The following is a 16430-nucleotide window of genomic DNA, read 5'->3' on the forward strand; positions in this document are numbered from 1 at the left end:
AGATGAGCGAAGGTGTGCTGCAGTTTCCCTCGATGAAAAGCCGGTGCTCCCCCGAGGAGTGGCAGGCCCGCGTCGACCTGGCCGCGTGCTACCGCCTGGTGGACCTCTACGGCATGTCCGACATGATGGCCAACCACATCTCGGTGCGGGTGCCGGGCGAGGAAAGCTTCCTCATCAACCCCTACGGGATGATGTACGAGGAGATCACCGCCTCCTGCCTGATCAAGGTGGACCTGGCGGGCAACATCCTTGCCAAGCCCGACTTCGGCGCGCTCAACTACGGCATCAACAAGGCCGGCTACGTGATCCACAGCGCCATCCACGAGGCGCGGCCGGAGGTGGGCTGCGTCATCCACACGCACAGCTGGGCCTCCATGGCGGTGTCGGCGCTGGACTGCGGCCTGCTGCCGATCACGCAGACCGCCATGCGCTTCCTCAAGATCGGCTACCACGAGTACGAGGGCGTGGTGCTGGACGAGGCCGAGAAGGAATCGCTGGTGCGCGACCTGGGCCAGGGCGAAGCGCTGATCCTGCGCAACCACGGTGCCCTGGTGGTCGGGCGCACGACCGGGGAGGCCTTCAACTGGACGCACCGGCTGGAGCTGTCCTGCCGCTCGCAGATCGGCGCCATGTCCTGCAACACCAAGCTGCGGCCGGTGCCCCAGCACGTGCTGGAGGAGACCTGGAACAACTACCAGCCCGGCACGCGCCGGCCCTATGGCCTGATGGAGTGGCCGGCGCTGCTGCGCAAGCTCGACCGGTTGGACCCGAGCTACAAGACCTGACCCGAGACGACACACCAACGACAAGGAGACAAGCATGGAACCCGACTTCATCCGCAGGAGGACGGTGCTGGCCGGCGCGGCGGCACTGGCCGCCCCGGCCGCCTGGGCACAGGCCGCCGACTATCCCTCGCGCCCCGTCCGCGTGATCGTCGCCTTCACCGCCGGCGGCACCACCGACATCCTGGCCCGGGCCGTGAGCCAGAAGCTGTCCGAGCGGCTCAGGCAGCCTTACGTCATCGACAACAAGCCGGGCGCCGGCGGCAACATCGGCACGGAGATGGCCGCCCGCGCCACGCCCGACGGCTACACGCTGATCGTGAACTCGGTGGGGCCGATCGCGGTCAACCCCACGCTCTACACCAAGCTCAACATCGACCCGCTGACCGACCTGGTGCCGGTGGTGCAGATCGCGGACGTGCCCAACGTGCTGGTGGTCCACCCTGCGGTGCCGGCGCGCACCCTGGAGGAGCTCGTCGCCTATGCCAAGGCCCACCCCGGGCAGGCGAACTATGGCTCGACCGGCATCGGCACCTCCTCTCACCTGTCGGGCTACATGCTGGGCAAGCGCGCCGGCATCACGACCACGCACGTGCCCTATAAGGGCGCGGACGCGCTCAAGGACCTGCTGGCCGGCCGGCTGCAGTTCATGTTCGCCACCATCCCCTCGGTGATCCAGCATATCCACGCGGGCGGCCTGCGGGCCCTGGCTGTCACCAGCGTCAAGCGCTCGCGCTCGATGCCGGACGTGCCGACCGTCGCCGAGAAGGGCTTCCCCGGCTTCGAGGCCGGCTCCTGGTTCGGCTTCTTCGCGCCCAAGGGAACGTCCGAGGCGGTGATCGCCACCTTGAACAAGGCGGTGAACGAGGCCTTGCCGTCGCTCGAGGCGCAGATGGTGCGCGAGGGCGCCGACCCGGTGGGCGGCTCGCCGGAGCAGTTCAAGCAGTTCGTGATGAAGGAATACGAGAAGTGGCGGGTGGTGGTGCGCGAGTCCGGCGCCACGGCGAGTTGAACCCGCCGGACGGGCCGCTGCGCCTTTTGATGTCGGCGGAGGCGGCGGGCAAGCTGAGCCCGGACATCGCCCGTGTGCTCGGCGGCCGCGCGCACGTCACGCTGTCGCCCGACCACCCCGATGCCGCGCTGGCGCAGGCGGCCTTCGTCTCGCGCGACGTGACGGGCCTGTCGACCAAGCACCGGGTCTTGCCACCGACGCAGCGGATGTACGACGCGCTGCGTGCCGCAGCGGGGCTGCGGTGGGTCCACATCCACTCGGCCGGCGCCGACCGGCCCGTGTTCGTGGAGCTGCGCGAGCGCGGCGTTCAGGTCACGACCTCCTCGGGCGCCAACGCGCCGGTGGTCGCGCAGACCGCGGTGCTGGGCCTGCTGATGCTGGCCCGGCACTGGCCGCGGCTGCTGGCCGCCCAGCGCGAGCGCCGCTGGGCGCCGCTGATCGAGAGCGGCCTGCCGCGCGACCTGCAGGGCCAGACGGCGATCGTGGTCGGCTGGGGGCCCGTGGGCCGCGAGATCGGGCGCCTGCTGCGCGCGCTGGGGCTGCGGGTGGTGGCGGTGCGCCGGGAAGCGGGCAGCAGTGCGGACGAAGATGTGCGCTTCGTCGGGGTGGGCCAGTGGCGCGAACTGCTGCCCCAGGCCGACTGGCTGGTGCTGGCCTGCCCGCTCACGCCGCAGACGCGCGGCCTGGTCGGCGCCGCCGAGCTGGCCCTGCTGCCGCCGCACGGCGGGATCGTCAACGTGGCGCGCGGCGAGGTGGTGGACGAGCCGGCACTGATCGCCGCGCTGCAGGCCCAAAGGCTGGCCGGCGCCTACCTCGACGTGTTCGCGACGGAGCCGCTGTCGCCGGATTCGCCGCTGTGGGATTTGCCGAACGTGATCGTCACGCCCCACAGCGCCGGGTTCTCGGACGGCAACGAGGCGCGGGTGGCGCGCATGTTCCTGGACAACCTGGGGCGCTGGCACCGGGGGGAGGCGCTGGCGAATCGGGTGGGCGGCTAGGAGTTTGCGGTGTACCTGCTTGGTGTACCAAGCCCGCAGGTAGACGCAGCGCGCCCATAAGCAAAAAGCCCCTGACCTGTTACAGATCAAGGGCTTGGCGTTCTGGCGGCTGGGGCAGCTTCCAAAAAACCCGAGCTCCGCGTGTTTCAGCACGAGGAGGGCCTGCTCGGGCAACCCCTCTCGTGCCCGTGCCACGGCTTCCACGGCCACGGACGCCGGCGGGGCCCTCGCCGGGTCGATCGCGCGCAAGGTCGTGAGTGCGGGGTGCTTGGAGTGCAGGCGATGAAAGAGGGCCTGCGCCTTCACCGGGTCCTTGTGGGTGCCGGCTTCGAGGTGGACAGACCGTGATGCATCTCCAGCACGTCCTGCGCGGCAGCCGCGTCTTGCGGCGACAGCGCTTCGGGAAGTTTCGCGCTCAGGATGCCGCTATATTGCTTCTTCAGAAGCATGGCGAGCAATCGCGCGCGGAATCGCTCGACGCCCCGGCCCGGCGCCGGTCCGGTGGAGACGGATTCTTCAAACGCCATGAAGCGTTCCGCCGCCTGTGTCAGCCCCGCCCCGAGCAGTTGCTGAATCGTGCGCTGAAGCTCGGTGATGGTCGAGTATGGCCCGCGTCCTGCGGAACGAGCTGCTCCACGCGGCGTTCGACTCGTCGGAGGTCACACGCTCACGCCAGCGGACCGCGCCAACTCCACCAACTGCGGCCGCGCGCTCAACATCGCTTCCAGCGAAACGAAGGCATTGACGTAGTGGCCGCGAAAGCCCTTGCTTTCGAGACGGGCGAAGAGCCGCCCGAAGTCGAGGTCGCCGTCTCCGATCATCAGGTGCTCTTCCTTCCCGTTCCGCAGGCAGTCTGCCAGGCGGACCTCGAACACACGTTCCAACGGCATGTGGTCAAGGAAGCCATCGATGCCTTCGGGCACCAGGTGGGCGTGGTTCGCGGTGAACGACAGCGCGAGGGCGGGGGAGTCGATCTCCTCGAAATAGTATTGCCACTCTTCGAGGGTGTGCGCGAGGTAGTGCACCTCGGCGTCCGCCGGCTCCTTGTTCATGTTCTCCAGCAGCAGCAACGCGCCTTTCTTGTGCGCGTAGTCGGCCATGCGCGCCAGCCGTTCGCGCCCGACCTCCATGCGGCGGGCCTTGTCGGAACTGAAGTGGTAGCCGGCGTGCACGACGATGTGCTGCGCGCCGAGCTTGGGGGCGATGTCGATGTAGGCCCGCAGGTAGTTGTCCATGGCCTCGTCCAGGAAGGGCGAGTACTCGGCCACGTTGACGGCAGACAAAGTATGCAAGCCGAACTTCACGCCCAGCCGTTCGGCCAAGGCACGCACCGCCGCGATGCGGACATCGTCAAAGGCATTGACCTTGTTCGCCCCGGTGTCGAGCTGCACGTCGATGTACTTCAGCCCGCTGGCCGCCGCCACCTTCAGCGCTTCCTCCAATGGACGGCGCCCGCCCATATCCACGCCGATCCGATCGATCAATGACATTCCATCTCCTGCATTGGTGAGAGTCGCTCCGGGTCCGCAGCGGGGCTAGTCGAACTTGAGGTTCTGCGCCGCGATGATCCGCTTCCACTTGGCGAAGTCCTCGTTGACCAGCTTCAAGGTGCTCTGGGGATCGCTGGCCGGGGCGCTGCTTCCCTGCGACGCGAGCTTGGCGCGCACGCCAGGCGTGTTCAGCGCCGTCCTCAGGGCCTCGCTGTACCGTTCGCTGATCGGTGCCGGCAGTCCCCTGGGAGCAGCCAGCACGAACCAGCCTTGCGCGTCGAAACCGGCAACGCCTTGCTGCGCGATCGGCTTGACGCCCGGGTACACCGGGACTTCCTCGGGCGAAGTCACTCCGATCGCCCGCAGCTTGCCGGCCTGCGTCATGGACACGGCGGCCGTGATGGACGCGAAGGCGACATCCACCGATCCGCCCGCGACATCGTTCAGCGCTTGCACGGCTCCCCTGTACGGGATGTGCGTGATGAAAGTCTGCGTCGCGGACTTGAAGTACTCGGTCGCCATGTTGTGGATGGAACCCAGGCCCGACGACGCGTAAGTCAGGCGACCCGGCCGTGACTTGGCGTGCGCGATCAGTTCCTGGATGTTCTTTGCCGGGAAATCCGGCCGCACGACCACCACCAAAGGGCCCTTGGTCACGATGCCGATGAATTGGAAGCTCGTGCGCGGGTCGTAGGGCGTGCGGCGGGTGTTGGGAACCACGGTCAGCGGCCCACTGTCGAGCAATCCCATCGTCAGCCCGTCGGCTGCGGCTGAAGCGACGGCTTCGGCGCCAATGGCGCCCGCCGCGCCTGGCTTGTGATCCAACACCATGGGTTGTCCCAAGTTGCGCTCCATCAACGCCGCCAGCTCCCGCGCGACGAAATCGGCTGCGCCGCCCGGAGGCGCACCGAGGACCAGTCGAACCGGTCGCGGCGGGCTCCAGCCTTGGGCTCTTGCCAGCGGCACGGCGCCGGCGGCCAGAAGCAGTCCCGCTTTGATCAGTGAGCGTCTTGGAATCGCCATGTCATCTCCTCGATCGGGTCATGAGCTTCAACATGACTGGCTTGCGAATGCCAATGCTCGAGGGTGACAAAGCAATCGTCTTGACGACTAGCGCCATTTTTTTGACACTGAACGACATGCCTCATACAGTGCGCGCCGCGGGTCTGCGGGGATTTGTCGAGCTGGCCCGTCGCCTGGGAGGCGACGGGGGCGCCTTGCTCGCCGCACATGGCCTGCCGGAGGACCTGAGCGACGAGGAGATGCTGCTCCCGGCCCGGCAGATCGGCCGGTTGCTGGAGGCCAGCGCCAAGTCCCTGCGGTGCCCCGATTTCGGACTTCGGCTCGCGCAGTTGCAGGACATCCGGATCCTCGGGCCCATTGCCATCGCGATCGAGAACGCGCGAACGGTCAAGGAAGCCCTGGATGTCGTTTCCAAGTACATGTTCGTGCACCACGACGGGATGTCGATTTCCACGGTGCCGCACAGGGACGGTCCCGGCCGCATCGAACTCTGTTATGGATTTCGCGCAGGGCCCCAGGCAGCCGCGAGGCAGGCCATCGACCTGGTGCTGGGGGGCGGCCACCGCATCCTGGGCTTGCTGGGCGGCGAGAACTACCTCCTGCACGAGGTTCATCTGCCCTACGCCCCCATCGCACCGCCAGCGTCCTACCAACGCAGTTTCGGAGTGCCCGTCCTGTTCCGGCAGAACAAGGCAGCGCTGGTCGTCTCCGGCGCGCTGTTGAATGCACCATTGCCCCACGCCAACGAGTCGCTGCGTGGCATGGCGACCGACTATCTCCAGAAGCACTTCGGCGCCGGCCGGGACGGCCTGATTGCCCGCGTGCGCCTGGCTATCGTCTCGGGCCTCGAGAACTCGGATGCCAGCCTGGCCAAGGTGGCCAGCCTGCTGGCATTGCAGCCGCGGACGTTGCAGCGTCGCCTGGCAGACGCTGGTGAGTCATTCGAAGCGATGCGCGACGACGCGATGCGCGAGGCCGCGTGGACGTACTTGCGCAGTTCGGACATGGCCCTTTCCGACATTGCGGCACGCCTGGGGTTGTCCCAGCAGTCGGCCCTGGCGCGATCCTGCAAGCGCTGGTTCGGCGATACGCCGCTGGCAGTTCGGCGCGGGGCCTTACAGGCCGAGTCGCCCGCCCTCAGCGGCTCACGCGCACGGGGTTAGCCCGCGCTCGCGATGGCATGCGGCCCAGGGGCTGTGTCGCCGTCCGTCAAATCTTTGTCGCTGGCAGTCAAGCATCGAACCATCCGATCCGCGAGCATTGGGCCTTCGAGCGAATCTACGCGCATCCACGCTAAAGGAAACCACTGTCATGGCCTCCGAGATCGACATGAGCCGACTCGACATCACCCAGCAGAACGTTGCCGTCGAGAAGGCCCTGGCCGCCACCACGAACCCTCGGCACCGGTACCTGCTGAAGTCGTACCTGCGTCACCGCTACCTCGAGTCGGCCGGCCGATGGCAGGAGATCCTCGACCCCGCGCTCACGGTGGACCATCCTGTCTACCGGTTCAACCTTGCCGGCAAGAGCGCGTTCACGCTGCGGGGCAAGGAGCAGGTGGGTGCGCTGTACGGGCACTGGACCGCCACGAACCAGTGCATCTTCTATGTCGAGGATGAGGACGTGGCGGTAGGTGACCACATGGTGATCGGCCGCGGCATCGGCTATCACCAAGTGCTGGGGTCCGAGCTCGCCGCCGAAGGCCTGAAGGTCGACCCGCAGGCCATGTACCTCAAGAAGTCGCAGATCATGATGCTGTGGCCCTACGACGACCGCTGCCGGTTGCTGGGCGAGGACGTCTGGGAGTTCGACACGGAGAAGGCCGGGCTGTTCAAGCTGGACCCGGCCGACGTGCTGACGGCGCAGCAGAGCCGGCAATTGCTGGACCCGTACATCAAGCCACTGGAGCTTTTCGACGAAAGCCTCCTTCCGCGATGAAGGCGGTCGTCTCGCAACATGCCCGCCTGAGCGTCGTCGACCTGTCCGAGCCCGTGCCCGGCGAAGGGCAGCTCGTGCTGGACGTCACCCGCTGCGGCATCTGTGGCTCGGACTTGCACGCCCGCCATGACGCGGACGCGCAGGCCGACGTGCTGGCCCAGGCTGGCTACGGCGGCTTCGCCCGCTCGCATGAGAAAGTGGTCTACGGCCACGAGTTTTGCGGCACCGTGGTCGAACATGGACCTGGCACATCCAGGAAGCTTCGCACGGGCGCTTCTGTGGTGGCGCTGCCGCTCGTGCGCATGGCAGACGGCATGCATGCCATCGGCCTTTCCGCATCGGCGCCGGGCGCTTACGCCGAACGGGTGCTGGTCGAGGAGGCGTTCACGATCCCCGTGCCCAACGGGCTCGCGCCGGAAGTCGCGGTCCTCACGGAGCCGATGGCGATCGGGCTCCATGCCGTCAGGCGGTCGGAGATCACCCGCAAGGATGCCGCGGTGGTGATCGGCTGCGGTCCGGTCGGACTGGCGATCATCTGCCTCCTTAGGGCCTTCGGCGTCGAGACCATCGTCGCGAGCGACTATTCGCCGGGCCGTCGTGCACTGGCCCAGGCCTGCGGCGCCGCGGTGACGGTGGATCCTGCGGCCGGGTCACCCTACGAATCCCTTGCCGGCCGGGGCTACATGAACTCGATCTCCGATCAGGCCGCCGAGGGCCTGACGGGGATGATGGCGTTGCGCGCGCTGCCGGTTCCTTGGCACGTGGCCCTGCGGGTACTGGACAAGGTGGGGGCGAGGGCGCCGAAGCGGCCGATCGTGTTCGAGTGCGTGGGCGTGCCCGGCGTCATCGACGACATCATCAGCAAGGTGCCGCTCAGCACTCGCATCGTGGTGGCTGGTGTTTGCATGAAGCCAGACCAGTTTCGGCCCGTCATGGCGATCAACAAGGAGATCGAACTGCGGTTCGTCATGGGCTACGACCCGCTGGAGTTTCGCGACACCCTGCGGATGCTCGCCGAAGGCCGGATTGACGCCTCCCCCCTCGTCACCGGCGTCATCGGGCTCGAAGGCGTGTCAGGCGCCTTCGACCTGCTCGGGTCGCCCGACGCCCACGCCAAGGTCATCATCGATCCGCGCAGCAGCGCGACGCTGTGAAGTCACGGCCCAGCAAGTGCCGAACCGAAGGACGCGCTCGGCCTTCCCACCAGGAGATGACATGAACAACGAGACCGCGGGCCAGCTTCCTCTGAACCGACTGCTTAATCGGGTCGCGCTGCGCTACCTGCCATTCCTGTTGGTGTGCTTCATCGTGTCGATCATCGACAGGGTGAACGTCGGATTCGCGAAGATGCAGATGCAGCAGGCGCTGGAGTTTTCCGACGTGGTCTTCGGGCTCGGTGCAGGCATCTTCTTCATCGGCTACTTCCTGTTTGAAGTACCGTCGAACATGATCCTGGCCCGAGTCGGGGCGCGGCGATGGATCGCGAGGATCCTGATGATCTGGGGCCCCATCGCCGCCGCCACTGCATTCGTCGAAACGCCGACCCAGTTCTACGTCCTGCGTTTCCTCCTGGGCGTCGGCGAGGCCGGCTTGTTCCCCGGCGTCGTTCTGCTGCTCACCTACTGGTTCCCCGTTGCGCGGAGAACCCGATACATGGCGCTTTTCATGCTGGCGATCCCCATCTCGGGCATCATCATCGGCCCGCTCTCGGCGGTCATCGTGGTCGGCCTGGGAGGCGCGGCCGGGTTGGCCGGATGGCAGTGGCTCTTCATCGTGCAAGGACTGCCCGCCCTGGGCTTTGGCTTCATTGCCCTGCTGATCCTGGACGACAAGCCTGCGGTCGCGAAGTGGCTCACGGACTCGGAGCGCGCGCTCCTGCAGGGCGCCGTGGGCGAGGTCAGGCGGCCGCCTCCGTGGCGCGAGGAACTGCGCATCGCACTCAAGGAGCCAGGCATCTGGGCCCCGACGCTCTGCTCGTTCTTCCTGATCGCCACGGCCGTGTCCGTCGGCATCTGGGGACCGCAATTCATGCAAGACCTTCTTCGGACAGACCTGCGCGGGATCGGCGCCACCTATGCCGGCATCTCGCTTGCCGCCACCATCGGCATGGTTGCCATCGCAGCGATGGTGGACGCGACCGGACAGCGAGAGAGAGCGTTGCTCATCCTGCTGGCCACCGGTGCAGCCGCGTTCCTGCTCGCAGCCTTCACCACCACCCGCCCCTTGATTGCCGTGCTGGCCATCGGCGTCGGAGCGGTCTGCTACCAGGCGAGTTTCCCGGTCTTCTGGGGCTGCGTTACGCCCAGGCTGGGTGCGGCAGGCGCAGCTGCTGCGATCGCCCTCATTAACTCGGTGGGCAACCTTGGCGGCGCACTCGGCCCGTCCATCATGGGCCCGGTCAAGCAGAACTTTGGCTTGGGCCCGTCCATTGCCGTGTTCGGCGGATTCCTGCTGCTGTCGATGCTCTTCGTGCTCCCCATGCTGCGCGGTGCTTCAGCCAGCGAGACAGTCGGATAGGCGCCAAGGCTGAGTTTTACTTCCTCGGGGCCGGTCCGATAGCGGAAGGCCCATGCCTTTGCCAGTAGGCCTCACGCGAAGGTAGAGGCCCTCGCCGTCGGCCAGCAGGTATTCCTTGTGGCGCGGCTTTGCGGACTTGATCTTCAGATCGTTAAGACGTCCCATTGTGGTACCCAGAAAAATGACTGTTGATGGAACACAGTCTGAGTACCTGCGTGGGTACACGCAAATGCGGGATTTGGTGGGATTTGACGAGACCGCCTGAGCCGCCTTTTCAGGCTAGGTCCTTGATTTTCAAGGACCTTGAGCTTCAGTGGAACCGCTTGAGCAGGAAAGATGGTGGCCTGGGGCGGAATCGAACCACCGACACGCGCCAGACCCCCGCCAACCCTCTGTTCTCAAAGGGAAATTCCCTCTTGGTTCGCGGTCCAGCGTACCAATGTTGCGTACCTGCGCTCAGATGCCTGCCACGGATCGAAGGCGCTGAACCACGATTTGCACTCTCGCTTGGCTGGCGAGGTCTGCTTGGAAGTGGCCCGGTAGCTGCTCCAAGAACATTGGGTCAGCTAGCAGGCTCTCCACTTCGTCCTCGATGAAGCCTCTGACGAGTTGGTCGGACGCTTTCACTTCCGCAACGAGCTCGACTCGCCCGTCAATCACGTTGATGATGTCTTCCATGTCGTGGTGAAGGTAGTCCCCTTTGCCTCTGCTGCCGAACGATTCCAACTTGGTTGCGATGAACAGCGGGGCCGAGATGACGCGAATTTCCTGCTTCGTACTGAGAGTCACCGTGTTGGCCTGATGAATGACTTGCTCGTACCAGATGTTCGTGGAGTGCCCGAAGATGTCCTTGCTCGGTATGACATCGACGATGAGTTTGCCCTTTGCCCATCGGCAGATGTGGTCAGCGTCGGCGCACTCAGCGAATCCACGCTCCTTGAGTTTCGGGTGAAGCCCCGCGTAGTAGTCCCCTATCGATGCCACTTGCGCGACGAGGTCAACGTCTATCGTTTGGCGAACAGGAGGACGCGCTGCATCCGTGATCAGAAGCCCGACGGAACAGCCGCCGATCAGAACGAGCTCGGCGCACAACGGGCCGAGTGCTGCTGCGACCAATTCGACGGCTGCTAGGTTAGGGTCGTCCATTGCTCTCATCCAAACCTAAGTTCCAGTTCTCTTAGCGCGATCTCCCGCTCACGCGCAGCGCCAACACGCAACGCGTCAAGCAACGAGAGCGCGTCGTACAGGGGGTTGTCCTGTTCGATGGCGCTCAGCACGGCCGAATGAAGAGGCGGCACTGAGACACCCCAGTGCGTGCCCATTGGCGAGGGCCAAACAGGGGGCACCTCCACCTTCTCAAAGTGGCTGGCGAGCACTGGGGCGCCTATTGCCGTGGGCACGCCGCGCGTAGAGCTGCCAAGTTGGGCGGGGAAGGCGTATTTGGCTCCATGGATCACGAACTCCTTGACGGCAGGTCGCAGTGGCCGGATCGACCCGGAGGCTCTGCTTACGAGCTTTGCGAGTTCAGCTCTCTGTATGCACCCGTGAACGACAGAGAGCGGCATGCTCAATTCTCTCGATAGCTCAACCAAGAGGTAGTCGCGGGTGGGGTTCACTGCGAGCTTTAGTGCGACGAGCAGGTCCTGCGGTTTCAGGGTGGTTTGCCTGATAGTAATCATTAAGCACCAATATTAATGTGGAAACGGTTTCTCGTTTCATGAATGCCGAAAACAGTGTAATTCTGGCCGATTCTGCATTTGTTTCTTGTTTCATGAAACATGAAATGCGCTGTGATTTTTCAATATTTTTCTTAAAAATCAATGGTCTGCTGTCTCCACGGCAAAATTTCGTTTCAGAGAGACGTTAGACGTATAACGCATTCGCCTTGTCGGAGCGTATAACAACCCTTATGCTCCAAGGATTGCCGCTCAGGAGGCCCTTATGGCAGTTGAACAACCCCGCAAGAAAAGTCCACGCGCTCCTTCAATTGCCCTTGATGAGGCGCTTGATAGAGCCTTCCGGGTCTACGAGAAAGAGCGACTGCACCCAGCCCCGTCGGATGTCGTAGCCCAGCACATGGGATACAAGAATGCGAACAACGGGAACGCGCTGTCAGCACTCGCTTCGCTGAGGTACTACGGGCTGCTTGACCGGCCGAAGGAGGGCCTCTTCGCGGTTACGAAGGAGGTTGAAGCGTACAGATTCGCCCCCAACGAAGAGCTAAAACGCTCATTCTTGGTGCGATTTCTGGCCACCCCACCTCTTTTTGCCGAGCTACTCGATCGCTATCAGAGCGGACTTCCCTCGGATGGGAACATGCGTTATGAGCTCATTCAGCGCGGATTCCTGCCAGGGAGCGCGGAGAGCGTCGTTGGTGTCTTCAAGAGATCGGTCGCCTTTGCGGGCGTGTTTGACGCGCCCGCTGACGCCGCGCCTGCGCCTGTCGAGGACGAACCCGCAGAGGTCATCAGCGCCGGAACGCCTCCGATAGCCCCTCCTTCGCCAGTGACCCAAGCCGCGCCTAGCTCTCTGCCGCTGCATGTGCCCGCGGAGGATGCCGGTCACGATCGCATTCCGGTGCGCTTGACTGGCGGCAGGCGTGCGTGGCTAGTCATCCCTTCTGTTCTCTACGAGGCAGACAAGCAGCGGATGAAGGCTCAAATTGACCTAATCCTCACGCAAGAGGACGAGCTTTAGGCAGCGCGAAACCGACGGATTGGGCGCGTGCCCGAGCAAAGAGGGCCTCGCACTTGAGCCACTCCTCAGCGTGCAGGCGCGTGGCTTCGGCCGGATCACGGGTGCCAAGAGACTTCTTGTACTCGTACCCGAGGGCGGGCCGTAGCTCCCGAGGCACCCTGCGTCGGGTGTAGTAGACCCCCGACATGGGGTGCTGGAACCAGCGGATAAACGAAGTACGCCTTGAAGCAAAAAGCCCCTGATCCATTACAGATCAAGGGCTTGGCGTTCTGGTGGCCTGGGGCGGAATCGAACCACCGACACGCGGATTTTCAATCCGCTGCTCTACCAACTGAGCTACCGGGCCGTGAGCCGGAAATTATATCAGCCGGCAGCGGCAGCGCGCTTGCCCCGCGACAGGTCCACGCCCAGCTGCTTGAGCTTGCGGTACAGGTGGGTGCGCTCCAGCCCGGTCTTCTCGGCCACGCGGGTCATGGAGCCGCCTTCCTTGGCCAGGTGGAACTCGAAGTACGACTTCTCGAACTCGTCGCGCGCCTCGCGCAGCGGCTTGTCGAGCTCGAACAGCTGGCGCGCCTGCGGCCCCATCTCCACCACCGGCGGCAGGGTCTGGCCCCCCATCATCGCGGCCTCGACGGTGAGCTCGGCCGCCGGCGCCGCGGCGGCGACGGCCATGGACGTGGTGCCCACCGGACCCGGCTTGCGCAAGCCCACGGGCGCCGGCGGGGTGCGCGACAGGCCCTGCTCCACCGCCTTGAGCAGCTTCTGCATGGTGATGGGCTTTTCGAGGAAGGACTGCGCGCCGATCTTGGTGGCCTCGACGGCCGTCTCGATGGTGGCGTGGCCGCTCATCATGATGACCGGCATGGACAGCAGCCCGGTGGTGGACCACTCCTTGAGCAGCGTCACGCCGTCGGTGTCGGGCATCCAGATGTCCAGCAGCACCAGGTCGGGCCGTAGGCGCTGGCGCACGGCGCGGGCCTGGGCCGCGTTCTCGGCCAGCTCGACGTGGTGGCCCTCGTCGTTGAGGATTTCGGACAGCAGGTCCCGAATGCCCAGTTCATCGTCGACCACCAAGATGTTTGCCATGTTTGACTGCGAGCTCCCGCGCGTGAAGCTTGTTGTTACGCCGCAACTGCAAATGATAACGACACTTGGGCCCCCGCAGGAACCCCGTCCAGCACGCGGTTCTTCAGATCGATGCGCGCGCCGTGCTCGTCCGCGATCTTCTTCACGACCGCCAGGCCCAGCCCCGTGCCCTTGGACTTGGTCGTGACATAGGGCTCGAAGGCCCGCTTGAGGATGTTCTCCGGGAAGCCCGGCCCCGAATCCTGCACGATCAGGCGCACGCGCCGCGCCGCTTCGTTCCACTGCGTGCGGATGACGACTTCGCGCCGCGCGGCGCCCTCGGTCGCGTCCTGCGCGTTCTGCAGCAGGTTGTGGATCACCTGGCGCAGCTGCATGGCATCGCCCAGGACGCGCGGGGCCTGCGGGTCCAGCTGCATCTGCACCGGCACGTGGTGGGCCGCGCCGGATTCGCCGGCGGCGGCCTCGCGCCCGTACAGGTGCAGCACGTCGGCCACCAGCGCGTTCAGGTCCAGCGGCTTGAGTTCGGCCGCGGGCAGCCGGGCATAGTCGCGGAACTCGTTGACCAGCCGCTTCATCGCGTCGACCTGGTCGACGATGGTGTGCACCGCCTTGGCCAGCAGGGCGCGCTCGGGCTCGGCCACCTTGGACGACAGCTTCATCTCCAGCCGCTCGGCCGACAGCTGGATGGGCGTCAGCGGGTTCTTGATCTCGTGCGCCAGCCGGCGCGCCACCTCGCCCCAGGCCTGGGCGCGCTGGGCCGAGACGATCTCGGAGATGTCGTCGAACACCAGCAGGTGCGCCTGCCGGCCCGGCACGTCCGACGGCATCTCGGCGCCGCGCGCCACCAGGGTGATGGCGTTGCTGCTGGGGGTAGGCGAGCCGGGCTGCGGCGGGTTCAGCTCGAACGACTGCTGCCAGTGGTCCAGGCCGTGCTGCAGCCGCTCGTCCATGTACTCGTCGAAGCGCGCCATCACGGCCGCGCCGAAGGCCTCCAGCCCCTCGACCTCGGCCAGCGGCCGCCCCTGCTGGGCGGCCAGCGGCACGCGCAGGATGCGTGTCGCGCCTGGGTTGGCCGACTGGATGCGCCCCTGCGTGTCCAGCACGATGACGCCGGCGGTCAGGTTGTCCAGGATGGTCTGCAGGTGCAGCCGCGAGGCATTCACCTGGCCCATGCTCTTCTCGACGGCGCGGCGGGCGTCGGCCAGCTGCTGCGTCATGTCGGCGAAGGAGCGGGTCAGGCCTTCCAGCTCGTCGCGGCCCTGCAGCGCCGGCTTGGGCGAGAGGTCGCCCTCGGCCACCTCGCGCACGCCTTCGGCCAGCAGCAGCAGTGGCCGCGCCAGCGAGTTGCCCAGGATGACGGCCAGCAGGATGGCGCCGAACACCGCCAGGAACAGGCTGAGCGTGAGGGTGCCGATGTACATGCGGCGCAGGCCCTCGCGGCCCAGCGCGCGCTCCTGGTACTCGCGGTTGGCCTCCTGCACCGCCAGGGCGTTGGCCACCAGCGTGGGCGGCAGCACCTGGGTGGCCTGCAGCACCCGTGGCTCGCCCAGCAGCCCCAGGCCGGATGCCGACACCACCGCGATGGCCTTGATGCGGGCGTTGGGGGTGTTGGGCGTCGTCGTTTCGTCCAGCCCCTCGATCACGGCCAGGCTGCGCTGGCTGCGCACCGTGCGCAGCTGGTACGCGCTCGGCCGCTCGGGATTGAGCTGGAAGCGCGACTGGCCGGCGCTGGCGATGAGCTGGCCGGTGGCGCTCCACAGGATCACGTCGTTGGCCGACAGCTGCTCGCGCAGCCGCTCCAGCACCAGCGGCGCCGTGGCATTGGGCGTGTCCGCCAGCTGCGTGGCGGCGTTGCGCGTCTTGGCCGCGAAGTCGTTGGCCAGCACGTCCAGCGTCGAGCGGCCCAGGCTGAGGCCGGCGTCCAGCGCGCCCTCCACCTTGACGTCGAACCAGCTCTCGATGGAGCGCGAGACGAACTGGTAGGACACCACGTAGATCAGCAGGCCCGGCGCGAAGCCCACCAGGGTGAAGATGGCCGCCAGCTTGATCAGCAGCCGGCTGCCGAACTTGCCCTGGCGCAGGCGCGAGAGCAGCCGCACGAACACCCAGCCGATGACGCTGAGCAGCACGCCGGCCACCACCATGTTGATGACGAACAGCCGGCCGTAGTTGCGCTCGTACAGCTCGCGGTTGTTGGTGGACTGGGCCAGCAGGAACAGCACCACGATGGCGATGCCCACCATGGCGGCCACCCCCACCGCCAGCGCCCAGCGCACCGCGCGCGAGTTGCGCAGCAGGCCGCGCGGGCGCGCCGTGACCGAACCGGTGCTCATCGGCCGCCCCTGGCCGGCAGCTGCAGGCTGCGCGCCGCCGACAGGTTCCACTCGGGCTGGCCGGCGATGCCGATCTGGAACGGCCGCGGCAGCTGCGACACGTCCAGCCGGAAGCTGAAGTTGACGGTGTACGCCCGGTCGGGCTGGGCTTCGCCCGGTTCGGCGATCTTCCAGCCCGAGATGCGCTGCACCGCGGCCAGCGCCTCCTCGCGCGTGTCGAAGGTCTGGCCCAGCGCCAGGCCGGGGTTGCCGATCGGCCCGTTGGACGCCACCAGGCGCCAGCGCCGAGTCAGCGGCTGGTAGGACAGGCGCAGGTGCCGCTCGGCCGAGGCGATCTCCTGGTCGTACCAGTACCAGCGCTCGCGCAGCAGCACGGTGTCGGCGACGAAGAACAGCGGGATGCCCTTGGACAGGGCCTCATCGGCGGCCGGCGGCAGCTCCAGGCGCAGGCTGGCCGACAGCAGCAGCCCCTCTTCGGTGCGCGCCAGCTCGACCTGGTCGATCTCCAGGGGTTCGGCCCGCAACGCCGGCGGCCACCCCAGGCACAGGACGGC

At 66.2% G+C, this 16430-nt stretch carries 17 protein-coding genes and 1 tRNA gene; 8 read left to right on the plus strand and 10 right to left on the minus strand.

The genetic code is table 11. The features are described 5' to 3' along the window. The first annotated feature begins 2 nt into the window (after window positions 1-2). The 3 genes from RTA_RS18160 to RTA_RS18170 are packed head-to-tail and all read left to right on the plus strand — an operon-like array spanning window position 3 to window position 2792. Entirely contained in the window at window positions 3-785 is a 783-nt protein-coding gene (locus RTA_RS18160; protein WP_013902896.1) for a class II aldolase/adducin family protein, read from the plus strand. Between the two features lie 34 nt (window positions 786-819). Continuing rightward, window positions 820-1794: a Bug family tripartite tricarboxylate transporter substrate binding protein gene (locus tag RTA_RS18165; RefSeq protein ID WP_013902897.1), complete on the plus strand. Its 975-nt coding sequence runs from the start codon at window positions 820-822 to the stop codon at window positions 1792-1794. Beyond that, window positions 1791-2792, plus strand: a complete 1002-nt coding sequence (locus tag RTA_RS18170; RefSeq protein ID WP_226986089.1) for a D-2-hydroxyacid dehydrogenase — start codon at window positions 1791-1793, stop codon at window positions 2790-2792. The genes RTA_RS18165 and RTA_RS18170 overlap by 4 nt, the downstream gene beginning before the upstream one ends. A gap of 302 nt (window positions 2793-3094) precedes the next feature. On the opposite strand, the gene RTA_RS18175 is transcribed toward RTA_RS18170, so the two are convergent. The 3 genes from RTA_RS18175 to RTA_RS18185 form a co-directional block, all read right to left on the minus strand. Then, a complete protein-coding gene (locus RTA_RS18175; RefSeq protein WP_013902899.1) occupies window positions 3095-3319 on the minus strand; it encodes a hypothetical protein in 225 nt (74 codons plus the stop codon). A gap of 132 nt (window positions 3320-3451) precedes the next feature. Further along, the gene (locus RTA_RS18180) at window positions 3452-4282 is read right to left on the minus strand and encodes a sugar phosphate isomerase/epimerase family protein (RefSeq protein ID WP_013902900.1); all 831 of its coding nucleotides are present in this window, start codon (window positions 4280-4282) and stop codon (window positions 3452-3454) included. 45 nt (window positions 4283-4327) lie between these two features. Continuing rightward, window positions 4328-5305, minus strand: a complete 978-nt coding sequence (locus tag RTA_RS18185; RefSeq protein WP_013902901.1) for a Bug family tripartite tricarboxylate transporter substrate binding protein — start codon at window positions 5303-5305, stop codon at window positions 4328-4330. A gap of 20 nt (window positions 5306-5325) precedes the next feature. Between RTA_RS18185 and RTA_RS18190 the strand changes: the two genes are divergently transcribed. The 4 genes from RTA_RS18190 to RTA_RS18205 all read left to right on the plus strand — a co-directional run bounded on the left by RTA_RS18190 (window position 5326) and on the right by RTA_RS18205 (window position 9760). Continuing rightward, window positions 5326-6468, plus strand: a complete 1143-nt coding sequence (locus RTA_RS18190) for an AraC family transcriptional regulator (protein ID WP_049871339.1) — start codon at window positions 5326-5328, stop codon at window positions 6466-6468. Between the two features lie 166 nt (window positions 6469-6634). After that, window positions 6635-7243: a hypothetical protein gene (locus tag RTA_RS18195; protein ID WP_041676584.1), complete on the plus strand. Its 609-nt coding sequence runs from the start codon at window positions 6635-6637 to the stop codon at window positions 7241-7243. After that, complete coding sequence (locus tag RTA_RS18200; RefSeq protein WP_013902904.1) at window positions 7240-8397, plus strand: zinc-binding dehydrogenase; 1158 nt, start codon at window positions 7240-7242, stop codon at window positions 8395-8397. Before RTA_RS18195 ends, RTA_RS18200 begins: the two co-directional genes overlap by 4 nt. 61 nt (window positions 8398-8458) lie before the next feature. Beyond that, on the plus strand, window positions 8459-9760 hold the full coding sequence (locus tag RTA_RS18205; RefSeq protein WP_013902905.1) for an MFS transporter: 1302 nt from the start codon (window positions 8459-8461) through the stop codon (window positions 9758-9760). A 456-nt stretch (window positions 9761-10216) separates the two neighbouring features. Here the strand turns inward: RTA_RS18205 and RTA_RS18210 are convergent, their stop codons facing one another. Further along, window positions 10217-10906 carry a hypothetical protein gene (locus RTA_RS18210; protein WP_013902906.1) on the minus strand — a complete coding sequence of 230 codons (690 nt, stop codon included), beginning with the start codon at window positions 10904-10906 and terminating at the stop codon, window positions 10217-10219. Between the two features lie 5 nt (window positions 10907-10911). Further along, complete coding sequence (locus tag RTA_RS18215; RefSeq protein WP_143763005.1) at window positions 10912-11325, minus strand: histidine phosphatase family protein; 414 nt, start codon at window positions 11323-11325, stop codon at window positions 10912-10914. Between the two features lie 376 nt (window positions 11326-11701). Between RTA_RS18215 and RTA_RS20855 the strand changes: the two genes are divergently transcribed. Beyond that, on the plus strand, window positions 11702-12457 hold the full coding sequence (locus RTA_RS20855) for a hypothetical protein (protein ID WP_143763006.1): 756 nt from the start codon (window positions 11702-11704) through the stop codon (window positions 12455-12457). Here RTA_RS20855 and RTA_RS21480 read toward each other — a convergent pair. The 5 genes from RTA_RS21480 to RTA_RS18235 form a co-directional block, all read right to left on the minus strand. Next, the gene (locus tag RTA_RS21480; protein WP_013902908.1) at window positions 12435-12704 is read right to left on the minus strand and encodes a DUF6538 domain-containing protein; all 270 of its coding nucleotides are present in this window, start codon (window positions 12702-12704) and stop codon (window positions 12435-12437) included. The genes RTA_RS20855 and RTA_RS21480 overlap by 23 nt on opposite strands. 23 nt (window positions 12705-12727) lie before the next feature. Continuing rightward, window positions 12728-12803 (minus strand) — tRNA-Phe (locus RTA_RS18220). Window positions 12804-12820: 17 nt separating this feature from the next. Beyond that, window positions 12821-13543: a response regulator gene (locus tag RTA_RS18225; protein WP_013902909.1), complete on the minus strand. Its 723-nt coding sequence runs from the start codon at window positions 13541-13543 to the stop codon at window positions 12821-12823. A 35-nt stretch (window positions 13544-13578) separates the two neighbouring features. Further along, window positions 13579-15876: a sensor histidine kinase gene (locus RTA_RS18230; protein ID WP_013902910.1), complete on the minus strand. Its 2298-nt coding sequence runs from the start codon at window positions 15874-15876 to the stop codon at window positions 13579-13581. After that, window positions 15873-16400: a DUF4390 domain-containing protein gene (locus RTA_RS18235; protein WP_013902911.1), complete on the minus strand. Its 528-nt coding sequence runs from the start codon at window positions 16398-16400 to the stop codon at window positions 15873-15875. Before RTA_RS18235 ends, RTA_RS18230 begins: the two co-directional genes overlap by 4 nt. Window positions 16401-16430 lie beyond the last annotated feature (30 nt).

This window comes from Ramlibacter tataouinensis TTB310 (genome assembly GCF_000215705.1).
Classification (GTDB): Bacteria; Pseudomonadota; Gammaproteobacteria; order Burkholderiales; family Burkholderiaceae_C; genus Ramlibacter; species Ramlibacter tataouinensis.

Coding starts and splice junctions, on each gene's coding strand:
- RTA_RS18160 (WP_013902896.1), top strand. CDS start 3: ATGAGCGAAGGTGTGCTGCAGTTTCCCTCGATGAAAAGCCGGTGCTCC.
- RTA_RS18165 (WP_013902897.1), top strand. CDS start 820: ATGGAACCCGACTTCATCCGCAGGAGGACGGTGCTGGCCGGCGCGGCG.
- RTA_RS18175 (WP_013902899.1), bottom strand. CDS start 3,319: ATGGCGTTTGAAGAATCCGTCTCCACCGGACCGGCGCCGGGCCGGGGC.
- RTA_RS18180 (WP_013902900.1), bottom strand. CDS start 4,282: ATGTCATTGATCGATCGGATCGGCGTGGATATGGGCGGGCGCCGTCCA.
- RTA_RS18185 (WP_013902901.1), bottom strand. CDS start 5,305: ATGGCGATTCCAAGACGCTCACTGATCAAAGCGGGACTGCTTCTGGCC.
- RTA_RS18190 (WP_049871339.1), top strand. CDS start 5,326: ATGAGCTTCAACATGACTGGCTTGCGAATGCCAATGCTCGAGGGTGAC.
- RTA_RS18195 (WP_041676584.1), top strand. CDS start 6,635: ATGAGCCGACTCGACATCACCCAGCAGAACGTTGCCGTCGAGAAGGCC.
- RTA_RS18200 (WP_013902904.1), top strand. CDS start 7,240: ATGAAGGCGGTCGTCTCGCAACATGCCCGCCTGAGCGTCGTCGACCTG.
- RTA_RS18205 (WP_013902905.1), top strand. CDS start 8,459: ATGAACAACGAGACCGCGGGCCAGCTTCCTCTGAACCGACTGCTTAAT.
- RTA_RS18210 (WP_013902906.1), bottom strand. CDS start 10,906: ATGGACGACCCTAACCTAGCAGCCGTCGAATTGGTCGCAGCAGCACTC.
- RTA_RS18215 (WP_143763005.1), bottom strand. CDS start 11,325: ATGCCGCTCTCTGTCGTTCACGGGTGCATACAGAGAGCTGAACTCGCA.
- RTA_RS20855 (WP_143763006.1), top strand. CDS start 11,702: ATGGCAGTTGAACAACCCCGCAAGAAAAGTCCACGCGCTCCTTCAATT.
- RTA_RS21480 (WP_013902908.1), bottom strand. CDS start 12,704: ATGGATCAGGGGCTTTTTGCTTCAAGGCGTACTTCGTTTATCCGCTGG.
- RTA_RS18225 (WP_013902909.1), bottom strand. CDS start 13,543: ATGGCAAACATCTTGGTGGTCGACGATGAACTGGGCATTCGGGACCTG.
- RTA_RS18230 (WP_013902910.1), bottom strand. CDS start 15,876: ATGAGCACCGGTTCGGTCACGGCGCGCCCGCGCGGCCTGCTGCGCAAC.